Here is a 13,800-nt window from a genome sequence, read left to right on the forward strand (position 1 = left end):
CCAATCTAGGAGGACATCAAAGTGATAGATAACGGCTATTCTGCCTGGCTTCGATATGAAGAGAGACAAAATAAGGAGATACGGAAGACAGACCTGCAGTGGTTGAAGCAGCTGATTATCCCTGCCAAGGCGGGAGAAGGCCCGCTGCAGACAGCTGTACAGGAGCTTGCCGAGGCCATCGGCAGCATTTCCGGTGAAGCCCTGCAAGTAACAGAGCGCATACCCGGCTCAGGACGTTTTCTGGCTATCGGCGTATACGGCAGCTCCGCATTGGTTAACGCAGCTGTCTCCCAAGATGAAACGGAGAACGTATCGGATGAGTGCTATTGGATTCGGACGGTCCGATCTGCCGATGCTTCATACGAATATGTGGTGCTTGCAGGTCTATCGGAGAAGGGCGCTTTGTATGCCGCCTTCCATTTCTTACGGCTGCTTCAGACAGGCGAGTGCCTCGACGATTTGGATATACGAGAGGCGCCGGTGAACCGGCTTCGGATGCTTAATCACTGGGATAACATCGACGGCAGTATCGAGCGCGGCTATGCAGGGAGGTCTATATTTTTCAACGACAATGCGGTGCTGTCGGACTCCGGGCGCATTCGGGATTATGCGAGATTGGCTGCCTCGGTCGGCATCAACGCCGTTGCTATCAATAACGTCAATGTACACCGTCAGGAAACCTTCCTCATCACGGAGACCTATTTGCCTGATGTAGCCCGAGTGGCTGAGGTATTTCGCAGGTACGGCATCAAGCTGTTCCTAAGCGTAAATTACGCCGGGCCGATGGAGCTTGGAGAGCTGGATACGGCGGACCCGCTTGATCCTGTCGTTGCCGACTGGTGGAAAGCCAAGGCCAAGGATGTATATCGCTATATTCCCGACTTCGGCGGCTTTCTGGTCAAGGCGGATTCCGAGAATCGTCCGGGTCCGTTCACTTATGGTCGTGATCATGCGGATGGCGCCAATATGCTTGGGGAAGCTCTAAGGCCTTATGGAGGTCTTGTGCTATGGAGATGCTTCGTCTATAACTGCCATCAGGACTGGAGAGACCGTTCCACGGATCGGGCGCGTGCGGCGTACGATCATTTCAAACCGCTGGACGGGCGGTTCGCAGACAATGTCATTCTCCAGATCAAGAATGGACCGATGGACTTCCAGGTGCGGGAGCCCGTTTCACCGCTGTTCGGGGCGATGGAGCAAACGAATCAGCTGATGGAGTTCCAGATTACCCAGGAGTATACAGGGCAGCAGAAGCATGTATGCTATTTGATTCCGCAGTGGAAAGAGATACTGGATTTTGATACCTGCATCCAAGGGGAGGGGTCGTCCGTTAAAGCGATCGCCGCAGGCTGCGTGCATCCATACCGCTATTCCGGCATCACGGCGGTAGCGAATATCGGAGACGATGAGAATTGGACCGGACATCATCTCGCGCAGGCTAACCTGTACGGCTTCGGGCGTCTGGCATGGAACCCGGACTTATCCGCCCAAGCCATAGCTGAAGAATGGACGAAGCTCACCTTCGGCCAGGACCCTGAGGTGTTAAAGACGGTTGTCGGCTTCTTGATGGCCTCTTGGCCGATCTATGAGAGCTACACGTCGCCCCTCGGCGTAGGCTGGATGGTTACACCTCACTATCATTACGGACCGGATGTGGACGGGTACGAATATTCCAAGTGGGGAACATACCACTTTGCCGACCGCGACGGCATCGGCGTAGACCGTACACAGGCAACGGGTACAGGTTACACGAAGCAGTATGCCAAACCCAATGAGGAACTTTACGACCGCTTGGATACTTGTCCGGATGAACTGCTGCTGTTTTTCCATCATGTGCCGTATACCTATAAGCTTCATTCAGGTAAAACGGTCATTCAGCATATTTATGACACGCACTTTGAAGGCGTAGAGCAGGTCGAACGATGGAAGGCCGAGTGGCTGAAGCTGGAGGGCAAAATCGATGAAAGCCGCTTTGACCATATCCGCCGGCGAATCGAGACGCAGCTGGAGAGCGCGAGGCAATGGCGCGATGTGATAAATACGTATTTTTACCGAAAATCGGGTATTCCGGACGAGCTGCACCGGAAGATCTACTAGGAGGATTGAGCTATGTCGTCGTCAATGCTGCACGTGCCCGCATTGCATTCCATCTATCGGAATTACTTTGATATAGGCGCAGCGGTCAACTTGAAAACCATCGAATCGGCTAAGGAGCTGATCGCCGCCCATTATAACAGCATCACGGCTGAGAATGATATGAAGTTCGAGCGTGTCCATCCGGAGGAGGAAGTCTATACATTCGACGCCGCCGACCGGATCGCTGATTTTGCCGGTCAACATGGCATGAAGCTGCGTGGTCATACTCTGGTATGGCATAACCAAACCTCCGATTGGGTGTTCACAGGAAAGGACGGATCGCCTGCCGATCGTGAGCTGCTGCTCTCACGCATGAAGTCCCATATCGATACGGTAGTCGGAAGATATAAGGGAAGGGTGTACTGCTGGGATGTCGTGAATGAAGCTATCGAGGACAAAAGCGGGGTATGGCTAAGAGATTCCAGGTGGCTTCAGCAGATTGGGGACGATTTCATTGCCAAGGCGTTCCAATTCGCCCACGAGGCTGACCCGAACGCACTGTTGTTCTATAACGACTATAATGAATGCCATCCTGATAAAAGGGACAAAATCCTTCGTTTGATCCGTTCACTGAAGGAGCAGGACGTGCCGATCCATGGTATTGGTCTTCAAGGGCACTGGAATCTGTACGATCCTTCCCTCGAGACCATTCGCGAAGCGCTGGAGAAATATGCCGAGCTTGGACTAAAGCTCCATATTACCGAGCTGGATGTATCGATGTTCGAGTTTAACGACCGGCGTACAGATTTGCTGGAGCCGACCGAAGAGATGCTGGAACGCCAGGCAGAGCTTTATGAGAAGGTATTCCGCCTGTTCCGCGAGTACAAGGACGTGATTACCTCCGTCACCTTCTGGGGCGCAGCGGACGATTATACCTGGCTTCACAATTTCCCTGTCCGCAGCAGGAAAAATTGGCCGCTCCTGTTCGATGAAAATCATCAGCCAAAGGCTTCCTTCTGGAAGATCGTTAAAGGAACAAGCATTGGGTAAAGGGGAAAATAATCATGAATAAAATGGCAAAGCCAAATGAGCCGTTAGTTACTCATATTTATACCGCGGATCCTTCCGCTCATGTATTTGAAGGCAAGCTTTACATCTATCCTTCCCACGATATTGATCATGATGGACCTACCAACGATAACGGCGATCAATATGCTATGGAGGATTACCATGTTCTATCCATGGATGACCTGTCTTCTCCTTGCATAGATCATGGGGAGGCGCTGCATCTTAAAGATATTCCATGGGCCAAGCAGCAGCTTTGGGCTCCCGATGCCGCGTTTAAAAACAACACGTATTATCTGTTTTTCCCGGCAAGGAACAAAGAGGATGTTTTCCGTATTGGCGTGGCTACAAGCGATTCTCCTTCGGGGCCGTTTAAGCCAGAACCGAATTATATTCCAGGCAGCTTCAGCATTGATCCGGCCGTATTTGTAGACGAAGACACCAAGGCATATATGTATTTCGGCGGTCTGTGGGGAGGGCAGCTGGAAAAATGGCAGCGGGGAATATTTGACCCTGAAGCTGACGGACCTGCTGCAACCGCACCGGCTTTGGGCCCAAGGGTGGCGGTGTTAAGTGAGGATATGCTTTCATTTGCTGAGCAGCCTCAAGAGATATCCATTATCGATGAGAACGGTAACCCGCTCCTGGCCGGGGATGAAGAAAGAAGATTTTTTGAAGGTCCGTGGGTTCATAAATATAACGGGTATTACTATCTATCGTATTCCACGGGGAATACTCATTATCTTGTTTATGCGATGAGCAAAAATCCAAAAGGCCCCTTTGTGTTTAAGGGGAAGATTCTTCCTCCCGTCATCGGATGGACTACTCATCATTCCATTGTCGAATTTCAGGGGAAATGGTATTTATTTTATCATGACTGCTCCTTATCCGGCGGAGTGGATCACAAGCGCTGCGTGAAGTATACAGAGCTTACCTATAATGAAGACGGAACGATCCGAATGATTGACCCTTATAAATAAGGTGATAAAATGCTTTTGGCATAACTCTAGGAAGAAGGATGTCATGGAATACATGGCGTCCTTTTTTAATTTGTAGCTGTTGTCAATATACCCAGGCTAATTTTACCGATAGGCATCTATGTATGAAGGGAAAGCGGGGAAGGGATAGTAATAGTAAATTTGCAAAGGTAAAGAAGGTGAAGCTTTGCTGTACAATCTTTTGATCGCAGCGGCCATCATATGCGTTGCAGGTTTATTTTTCTCCGTTATGGCTATCCGAAAGCAGAATCAACATGAATATGACAAAGGAATGAATAGCGTAAGCAGGAAACATAATATTGTAGCCAACCCGGCATTAATTGCCTATATTTTGTTTCCGGTCGCTGTTGTCATACTTGCTTTGTTATTTATATATTACGGAGGGTAACTATGGATAAACGTCCTTATTATATTTCCGTCCAAGCCAAAACCATTATGCTCAACCAGGGCGATGCCCCTTATGAGTTTGAAATCATGGCAACGGAAGAGGAGATCGATCAGCTGTATGAATGGTTTGAAGAGCTGGATGAATATGAGCAAGGAACGTTCTTCCGTGCTCATGTGCCGGCACTGCCTTATCATCACGATAGCTACAATGATGCCTGCGATTATACTTTAAAGCAAATATACCGGTTTATCGCCGATCATGGCTCCAAACAAACCGGCGACCATATCGCGGCTATGGACCTGGACAATATGGGGCACTGGAATAGCAAATAACAGGAACAGACTCGGGAACCTGGTTCTCTCGAGTCTGCTTATGGTTCTCATTTCTTTTGGCGGTATACCCTTTCGGGCCGTCCGACAACACCATAGGATAGATCGGCATACACGCTGCCGAGACTAACCAGATGCTCAAGATAACGCCGGCTGGTGGATCGGCTGACACCGATGAGTTTGGCAATTTGCTCGGCCGTCATGCCGTCCGGGGCTTGGGAGATGGTCTGGGTCACTTTGACCAGGGTCAGCTTGTCGATCCCTTTGGGCGGGAAGGAGACCTCAGGGCTGCTTTCCTTCTTCGCGGATCCTGCAAGCAAGCGGTCCACATCGCTTTGGCTGATGCTTCGGTTCTCGTTCAACCGGTTCAGCTCGCGGTGAAAATCGAGATAACGAAGCAGCGTCTCCTGCAGCCGGTCAAAGATCAGCGGCTTCATAATATAATCGAAGGCGCCGCTGCGCACGGCCTCCCGGATCGCCTCGGCTTCCTTAGCTGCCGTAATCATCACGGCATCCGTATCCCGATAATGCTGCCGGATATATTGCAAGATGTCCAGGCCGCTCGATCCCGGCAAATAGATGTCGAGAAGCGCGAGATGGGGCCGCAAAATATCCAATTGCTCCTTGGCCTGGGATTCGTCTGTTGCAATGCCGACGACGGCGAAGCCTTCTACCTTCTCGATAAAACGCCGATGAATTTCGGCAATTCTTAGATCATCCTCTACAATCAGCACTTCAACCGTGGGAAGTTGGCTTTGAACAGTCATTTCAGTTCCTCCTTTTCCCGAGTTTGACCTGCTTTGGGTAGGGCTACCGTAAAGATGGTGCCTCCGGCAGGGTTCTTGTGAAAGGTAATATAGCCGTTCAGCTTGCCAACTGCATGCTGCACCAGGGCAAGTCCGATTCCCCGATGGTCTCCTTCCTTGGTCGAAAAGCCTTTTTCATATACAGCGTGAGCCATTTCTTCTGAAATACCTACCCCGGTATCCTCGCATTCAATAATAAGATCTTCCCCCAAATCGGTCATAAACAATTGGACTCGCTTCTCGGGTCTGTCTTCGCACGCGAGCACCGCCTCCATGGCATTGTCGATCAAATTACCAATGATAGTGACAAGTAAATTGCGGTCGATCTGCTCCGGAATATCGCGGAAGGAGCTTTCGTGATCAATCTCAAAGGTCAGCTTCAGCTCCTGAGCATGATTATATTTACCGATCAGGAGCCCGCCGATCATAGGATCGGGAATTTCCCGCATGATGAATTGCACGAAATTTTGATGAACGTTCGTTTCCCTTGTAATGAGATCAACGGCTTCCTGATATGATTCTAGCTGGATTAAGCCGGAAATGACGTACAGCTTATTCGAAAATTCATGGGTTTGCGCCCGAAGCGCATCGGCGAAGCGCCGAACCTGAGACAGCTCCTCGGCGAGCCGGTACAATTCGGATTTGCTTCGAAAGCTCGAAACCGCCCCGGTAACCTGGGAGTTCATATCCAGGATGGGTACCCGATTGACGACAACTTCAAGGTCGCCAATCATCATTTCACGGTCAACCTCCGCGTTTCCAGTTCGAACGACCTCGTGAAGGCGCGTATTGGGAATCACTTCTTCGATATGCTTTCCTGCGATGCTCTCATTCTCAGGCAGCTGAAGGAGCTTCAGGGCATAACGGTTGGCAAGCGTAACGATTCCCTTGCGGTTCACGGCAATGATCCCCTCGTGAATTGATTCGAGAATCGCCTGCTTCTCGGTATAGAGGGCGCCGATTTCCTCCGGCTCTAGGCCATGGATGGAGCGCCGAACGCTTCTTGCAATTAAAATGGACCCGACTATACCAACGGCAAGAACGATCAAAGTAACCCATTCTACTCTAAGCTGATAGATGTCATCGATGTGATCGATATCCTCGGTAAGGAAGCCGACCGATACGATACCGATTACGTAACCGTTTTCATCAAAGACGGGAGCTTTTCCCCGAAGAGAAGGACCGAGAGAGCCGGTAGCTTTGGAAATGATCGATTTACCTTCCAGCACGGGTCCGTTATCACCGCCGACCATTTCTTTACCGATTCGGTCCGTGACCGGATGGGAATAGCGGATGCCGTCCCGATTGCCTACCACGATATATTCGGCATCGATTTTTTCACGGATCGTCTCCACAATGGGCTGGATGGTTTCCGACGGATTAGGCTCATAGAAGGCATGCCGAATTTCGGGCATAAGGGCGATGGTTTCGGCCACTTTAAGCGCCCGGTTGCCGATCTGATCTTCAAACACCGATGTCGTTATATAGTAAAAAATACATCCGAGGCTGACAATAACTAAAGAGAGAAGCGAGCAAATAATGAGAATAAGCTTGGTTTGCAGCCGCATGGTAAGAAACCCCCGTTTGTGGATGAATGATAGTGACTAAGTCGGCGACAGGTTATACGGCTCATTTATCATATCCTACTGCACGTTTGAACTCGGAATGAATATTCCTCAGATAATCATAAACGGTAGCCTCCGTTTGAGCAATTGGCTTGTGCTGGAATTTGCCGGCTTACGCCGTGAACAATATGAACAAAATGCCCACAAAGGAGTTTATGTAAATTAATTTCGTTAAACTTTTATAATTCCGTTCGTGATGGTATTCTGAAAACGCTTCAAAGAAAGCGCATACAATACGGTGGATAAATAACGGAGGGGTTAACATGTTAAAACCTGTTTGGACGTCGTCTTTAAAAATAACAGCCATCGGTCTCTTGGCTATCAGCTTGGCAGCTTGCGGCAATGCGGGATCGAAGCCTGCGGCAGCAGGAGGAGAGAAAGGCAAGGACGCTGCTCAGCCTTCCGCATCGAAATATCCGGAAAAGGCGATCAGCTTGATTGCTCCATCCGGCGCGGGGGGCGGCTGGGATATGACGGCCCGAACAATAGCCAAGGTGCTTTCGGAGACCAAGTCGCTGGATAAGCCGATTACCGTTGAGAACAAGCCGGGCGGGGGCGGCACCGTCTTCATGGCGGAATACGCGACCAAGGATGTGAAGGACAATTACAAGCTGTTCGTGAGCTCGCCGCCGATTTTGATCAACAATTTGAAAAAAGAAGGCAACACGCCGTTCGGCTATAAGGATACGACGCCGCTTGCTCAATTGACCAAGGATTACGGAGCGATCGCGGTAGCCGCAAACTCCAAGTATAACGATTTGAAATCGCTGTTGAACGACATGAAGGCCGATCCGAGCAAATTGACCGTAGCCGGCGGCTCTGCGCCAGGCTCGATGGATCACCTTGTCTCAATTTTGCCGGCGTTTAAATATGGAATCGATCCGAAGAAGATCAAATACGTTTCCTATGACGGAGGCGGCGAAGCCTTAACGGCGCTGCTCGGCGGCAACGCGGACGTGCTCGGCACCGATGCTTCTTCGCTGGATCAATATCTGAAGGCAGGCAAAATCAAGGTGCTTGCTGTATTGGCCCCTCAACGGCTCGGCGGCAGCATGAAGGATGTTCCTACGGTGAAGGAGCAGGGAATTGACGCGGAGTTCCTCATTTGGAGAGGCATTTTCGGTCCGAAAGAGATGAACGCGGACGCCAAGAAATTCTGGGACGATACGCTGAAGAAGATGGTAGAGTCCGAGCAATGGAAAAAAGAAATGCAGGCGAATAACTGGGAAACGGATTATAAAAAAGCGGATGATTTCAAAGCTTATTTAACCGCACAGGAGACGCAAGTCAAAGATGTTTTGACCGCATTGGGCATGCAGAAGTAGGGAGAGGATGGCTATGAATAAAACGTTTGACCGTTACGCCGGAATTGTTTTTCTGGCGATAGGCGCAGCCTTCGCCATCGGGAGCCGCAGCATATCGACAAGCGCGTACGGCAGCAATGTCGGGGCGAACATTTTTCCTATGGTGCTAGGCGCTTTTCTCGCTCTTTTGAGCCTTCGACTTATCTACGAGACGTTTCGCAGGCAGCAGGCAGAGAAACAGAAGCAGAACCTGGACTATAAAAGATTTGGTATTATTTTTGCGGCAGCTGTCCTGTACGCATATTTTCTGGAGGATATCGGGTTCGTCATCTCGACGTTTTTATTCCTGTTCATAGGCTTTCAGACGATGCAAAGGGGAAGAATCTGGATCTCGCTGCTCATTTCCGCATTTTTTTCGTACGGTGTGTATTTTCTGTATGTTAACGTGCTGGACGGTTCTCTTCCCGGATTCCCAACTTGGCTAGGCTTATCATAATTTTACGAGCTTAAGGAAGAAGCATAGGTTCCATGCATAAGCTTGCAGGAGGTAATGAAATTGAGCACGATAGATTATTTGCTTCATGGACTAGGAACAGCGATGCAATGGCATAACCTCGTATTCGTCTTCCTGGGAGTGTTAATCGGCACGGTCGTCGGTGTGCTTCCAGGCATCGGCCCCATGAGCGGCGTTGCGCTCTTGATCCCGATCACGGCGACGATGACAAGCGGGCTGGGGCCTGAAGAAGCCGCTACCAGCTCCATCATATTGCTTGCAGGGGTCTACTACGGCGCTATGTACGGCGGGTCGACGACCTCGATTCTGCTGAATACTCCAGGAGAGTCCTCCTCTGTCGTCACGACGCTTGACGGCTACCAGATGGCCAAACAGGGCAGGGCTGGGGCGGCTCTCGCAATCTCAGCCATCGGCTCCTTCGCGGCAGGCATCATTTCGCTGATCGGCTTGATTTTTCTGGCACGTCCGCTATCCGCGGTGGCGATCAAATTCGGTCCTGCGGAATATTTCTCGCTGATGGTGCTGGGCCTTCTGGCGATAAGCGGGCTCGCCGGCAAATCGATGGTCAAAGCACTTATGATGACCGCGTTCGGTTTGCTGCTCGCGACGATCGGTATTGACAGCGTGTCCGGAGTCGAACGGTTTACCTTCAACATTCCGGAGCTATACCAGGGGCTTGAATTTCTGACGGTTGCCGTAGGTACATTCGCCGTAGGCGAAGTGTTCAAGACGATCCTGGAGCGGGAAGGCAACGACGGCGAGCTTGCGAAGATCAACCGCATTTTGCCGACGAAGCAGGATTTGAAGGATAGCGCGGCCCCGATCGCACGGGGCTCCGTACTTGGCTTCTTCATCGGCCTGCTGCCGGGAGCAGGCGCTATTCTGGCTTCGTTCTTCGCCTACATCGTTGAGAAGAAGCTCAGCAAAAACCCGGATAAATTCGGCAAAGGGGCTATCGAGGGGGTTGCCTCCCCTGAATCGGCGAACAATGCCGCATCCGGCGGAGCCATGATCCCTCTGCTCAGCTTGGGAATCCCGTCCTCAGGGACGACGGCGATTCTGATGGGCGCCTTTATCATGTATAACGTGCAGCCGGGTCCGCTCTTGTTCCAGGACCACCCACAGCTCGCATGGGGTGTTATTGCCAGTATGTTTGTCGGCAACTTGATGCTGCTCGTTTTGAACATGCCTCTCGTGAAAGTGTTCGCCAAGGTCATCGAGACGCCGACCAAATATTTAATTCCTTTGATCATTGTGTTCTCGGTGTTCGGCGTGTATGCCGTGCAATACTCGACCTTCGACCTGCTGCTCATTATGGGCTGCGGCCTTGTCGGATATTTTCTGGCGAAAAATGATTACCCGCTGGCGCCTCTCGTGCTGGGACTTATTCTGGGCCCGATGATGGAGAATAACATGCGCAGAGCGCTGACGATATCCAATGGCGATTTCATGATTTTTCTGCAAAAGCCGGTATCATTAGTCTTTCTGATCATTGGATTATTGTGGATCACAATTCCGCTCTTCCTCAAGATGAGAGGGAAGAACGTACTGGTTAACGAAGAAGGATAAAGAGGACGGAGCGGCAGTGCCGGCGCTAAAAAAGCCGGTACTGCTGCTTATCCGTTATCAAGGTATTCTTTTTTGCAGGGAAATCCCATATGAATATAGTATTTGGTCCTCCATGCCCGTACTATTCCTTGCATTGGAATCGGGAACCCTATTGGCAGAACTCATTAAGAAAGGAAACAAACCGCTATGGATGTTCAATGGTTGCTGTTAGGACTTGTGCAGATTATGTTTATTAATATCGTCTTAAGCGGTGACAACGCGGTCGTTATCGCTCTTGCATGCCGCAGCTTGCCGCAGGAGCAGCAAAAGAAGGCGATCTTTCTGGGGAGCCTGGGAGCTATTGTACTCAGGGTGGTGCTGACCTTTGCCGCTGTATGGTTGCTGCAAATTCCTTATGTTCAGCTGGCGGGCGGCGTGCTGTTATTATGGATCGCGCTGAAATTAATGAAGCAGGAGGATCACGAGGAGAAGCTCGCATCCAGTCATCGGCTCGGAGCCGCCATCAAAACGATTATTGTCGCCGATCTGGTGATGAGTCTGGATAATGTGCTTGCTGTTGCCGGAGCCGCCGCAGGGAATTACCTGTTAATCGGATGTGGACTTGCCTTCAGCATCCCATTGATTATATGGGGAAGCAAGCTGCTGATGAGCTTGATGAAGCGCTACCCGGTTATTGTGCTGCTAGGGGTCGCCCTGCTCGGCTATACATCGGGAGAAATGATGCTTAACGACAAGATGGTCGGTCATGCGGTAGAGTCGCTCAGTCCTGCGCTTCATACGCTGGTTCCGGTTGCGCTCGGCGTTCTCGTCGTCGCTATAGGCAAACTGCTCGAGAAGCGGCAGCATAAGGAGAAGGAGCAGCAGATTCCGGCGGCACAAGAACAAGAGGTACAGAGTCACGTATAAAAAAGTCAGGGCTTAAGATGATAAAAGCTCGGCAGGATGCGTCTGCATGGAAGCAGAGATCCGGCCGAGCTTGTTGTTTGGAGAAAGGCTATTTGACCCCAACGGCGGTTCTCGAATAATCGTATTCGTTGGATTTAGCTATGATGGCATTTTTCGAATCCTTCACAATAATTTCAAGCTTTAGCGGGGATGAGCCTGGTTTGGCCTTATCCGGAAGCATGGAGGCCTTCAGCTCCTTGTCGCTGGTCCATTGGGTCGGAACCTGCTCACCGTTAATGCTTAGAATGCTGTTGAACGGAAGATTCGCTCCCGAGATTTTCAACACATCCCCATCCTGTGAAGACTCGGCTTGAACGCTGTTGATGACCATGGATCCCGTACCGAGCGTGTAATGTTCGTCATGGATCTTATTCTTCAGCCCATCGTAGCCAAATTGTTGACCAAATATAATGTCATACTGTAATCTTTCGTACGTTTTTAAGCTTTCCTTGCTTATTTTCATATCCGCATACCGGTTCTCCGGCGGGATGACCGGAATTCGCTGGTACAGCTGGTACAAGTAATCCGTGTAATAGCTGCCTGGCCTTTGCGCCAGCTTCAAGGTGTAAGGTCCTAGGAACGAAGGGCTCATATCCAAATGCTCCTTCGGCACATGCAGGTAGTTGTTCCACACCAGCACGGGAACCCGGTACATTTTATCGAGAAAATCAGGATCGTTTTCTTTCAGGTAGCCTGTATCTCTATACGCTTTATAGTCATCGCCCAAGCTAGGCAAATGATCCCCGAAGAACACGATGATCGTTGGTTCGTCGATGCTCTCGTAATGGGTCACCATGCGCTTCAGCATGTCGTCAGCGCCAAGCAGTCCTTGGGCATACGTTTCGAGCAAGCCTTTGGATTCCCCTGTGACACCGGTCACCTCAATCGTATTTTCCTTAAACTTACCCGGATAGTAATGGAAGTGGTTTTCCATCGTGTTGGCAAAAATAAAGTCAGGTCCCTCCGTCCGGGCGCTTGCTTCGAATATTTGCCTTGCCACCTCGCGATCCGCAAGATAAGGCCCCTCATAATCCTGCTTCATAAATTCCTGTGAAATGAATTTGGAAAACCCGAATTTCTCATAAACCTTCTTGCTGTTATAGAACCAGCTGTGAAACGGGTTAATGGCTGTCGTCTTGTAGCCCTGCCGCGATAAGATTCCGGCCAGCGAATCGATATCCTTGTTAATGTATTGATTGTAAGCTACCGAGCCTTGTGGCAGGAAACGCATCGAATTGCCTGTGAGCACCTCAAACTCCACATTCGCCGTTCCGCCGCCGTATTGCGGGGACAGCATGGTGCCGCTGGTGTACTTCGAAACCAGTTCATGATAGAACGGAAGCGGGTCGCGGCTGAACTTGATATTCTTGATCTGCGTCGCATCCCAGAACGATTCGCTCAGTACGACGATGATGTTAGGCTTAACGTCCCCCGGATAACTGACGGCGGGGGTTACGGATGAAACGACGTTTCGTATACTGTCGGCGTCATACCCTTCCGGCTGGCTCATAAAGAGGAATTTCATATTCATCATCGTAGAGAGCAGAAATCCGTTCGTACGCACGTTCTCCGACGGGTCCCAGGCCAAATTCTGAACCTTGGTCCAGGTTTTCAAGGATAGAGAGCCGTCGGTGTAGATCGAGCCCAATAGAAGAACGGATGCAATGCCCAGAACTAAACGGTGCTTCCAGCGGAAGAAGAAAGGAAACCGCGGAAGCTTGTAAAGCAGCAGCAGACTGATCGCTATAAACGCAATAATACCGGAAATGACCGTAAAGTTAAGAAGTCCGCTGAGGTATTGCACCATATCCTTCGTTTCGCTCGTTAGCAGCAAATCCCACGGAAGAAAGGGAACGCCAAGAATGCTCAGCTTGACTCCGCTGATTAACCCCATGATAAGACAAAGCGTCGCAACGAGCCAGAAGGACAGCTGAACTCTGCCTGTAATAGCGATAAAAAGAAAGAGAACTGCCAATACAACCAGCGTGTTAAGAAACAGCTCGGGCAGGGCATGGAACGTCCAGCTGAAGGTATCTCCCCAGCCGCCTCTGCTCATGAGCTCCACTAAAAAAACAATCCATATAGACCAGACAACCATGGGCAGCCGCCGTGCGACCTTGATCCCCTGATTGCGAACTGCGAGCTGCAGTTCCCCCATGTATATCACCACATTATCTATAT

General features: G+C 50.5%; 11 protein-coding genes. 8 read left to right on the forward strand and 3 right to left on the reverse strand.

Going from position 1 to position 13,800, the window contains the following annotated elements; genetic code table 11:
• Positions 1 to 24: 24 nt before the first annotated feature.
• The 4 genes from B1728_RS01620 (at position 25) to B1728_RS01640 (ending at position 4,859) form a co-directional block, all read left to right on the forward strand.
• On the forward strand, positions 25 to 2,097 hold the full coding sequence (locus B1728_RS01620) for an alpha-glucuronidase family glycosyl hydrolase (protein WP_483310963.1): 2,073 nt from the start codon (positions 25 to 27) through the stop codon (positions 2,095 to 2,097).
• A gap of 12 nt (positions 2,098 to 2,109) precedes the next feature.
• Positions 2,110 to 3,126 carry an endo-1,4-beta-xylanase gene (locus B1728_RS01625; RefSeq protein WP_079908427.1) on the forward strand — a complete coding sequence of 339 codons (1,017 nt, stop codon included), beginning with the start codon at positions 2,110 to 2,112 and terminating at the stop codon, positions 3,124 to 3,126.
• 14 nt (positions 3,127 to 3,140) lie between these two features.
• Positions 3,141 to 4,121 carry a glycoside hydrolase family 43 protein gene (locus B1728_RS01630; protein WP_079908428.1) on the forward strand — a complete coding sequence of 327 codons (981 nt, stop codon included), beginning with the start codon at positions 3,141 to 3,143 and terminating at the stop codon, positions 4,119 to 4,121.
• A gap of 408 nt (positions 4,122 to 4,529) precedes the next feature.
• Positions 4,530 to 4,859, forward strand: a complete 330-nt coding sequence (locus tag B1728_RS01640) for a hypothetical protein (protein WP_079908430.1) — start codon at positions 4,530 to 4,532, stop codon at positions 4,857 to 4,859.
• Between the two features lie 47 nt (positions 4,860 to 4,906).
• Here B1728_RS01640 and B1728_RS01645 read toward each other — a convergent pair whose 3' ends face one another.
• Positions 4,907 to 5,623, reverse strand: a complete 717-nt coding sequence (locus B1728_RS01645; protein WP_079908431.1) for a response regulator — start codon at positions 5,621 to 5,623, stop codon at positions 4,907 to 4,909.
• Positions 5,620 to 7,230 (reverse strand): ATP-binding protein, encoded by a 1,611-nt coding sequence (locus tag B1728_RS01650; protein WP_079908432.1) that lies wholly within the window; start codon positions 7,228 to 7,230, stop codon positions 5,620 to 5,622. The genes B1728_RS01645 and B1728_RS01650 overlap by 4 nt, the downstream gene beginning before the upstream one ends.
• 320 nt (positions 7,231 to 7,550) lie before the next feature.
• Between B1728_RS01650 and B1728_RS01655 the strand changes: the two genes are divergently transcribed.
• The 4 genes from B1728_RS01655 (at position 7,551) to B1728_RS01670 (ending at position 11,580) form a co-directional block, all read left to right on the forward strand.
• Positions 7,551 to 8,612 carry a Bug family tripartite tricarboxylate transporter substrate binding protein gene (locus B1728_RS01655; RefSeq protein ID WP_079908433.1) on the forward strand — a complete coding sequence of 354 codons (1,062 nt, stop codon included), beginning with the start codon at positions 7,551 to 7,553 and terminating at the stop codon, positions 8,610 to 8,612.
• A gap of 13 nt (positions 8,613 to 8,625) precedes the next feature.
• On the forward strand, positions 8,626 to 9,087 hold the full coding sequence (locus B1728_RS01660) for a tripartite tricarboxylate transporter TctB family protein (RefSeq protein WP_079908434.1): 462 nt from the start codon (positions 8,626 to 8,628) through the stop codon (positions 9,085 to 9,087).
• 60 nt (positions 9,088 to 9,147) lie between these two features.
• Complete coding sequence (locus B1728_RS01665) at positions 9,148 to 10,674, forward strand: tripartite tricarboxylate transporter permease (RefSeq protein ID WP_079908435.1); 1,527 nt, start codon at positions 9,148 to 9,150, stop codon at positions 10,672 to 10,674.
• 186 nt (positions 10,675 to 10,860) lie between these two features.
• Entirely contained in the window at positions 10,861 to 11,580 is a 720-nt protein-coding gene (locus B1728_RS01670) for a TerC family protein (RefSeq protein WP_079908436.1), read from the forward strand.
• An 88-nt stretch (positions 11,581 to 11,668) separates the two neighbouring features.
• On the opposite strand, the gene B1728_RS01675 is transcribed toward B1728_RS01670, so the two are convergent.
• Positions 11,669 to 13,777: an LTA synthase family protein gene (locus B1728_RS01675; protein WP_079908437.1), complete on the reverse strand. Its 2,109-nt coding sequence runs from the start codon at positions 13,775 to 13,777 to the stop codon at positions 11,669 to 11,671.
• Between the last annotated feature and the right edge of the window lie 23 nt (positions 13,778 to 13,800).

It is taken from the genome of Paenibacillus sp. 32352 (assembly GCF_002042965.1).
Classification (GTDB): Bacteria; Bacillota; Bacilli; order Paenibacillales; family NBRC-103111; genus Paenibacillus_S; species Paenibacillus_S vulneris.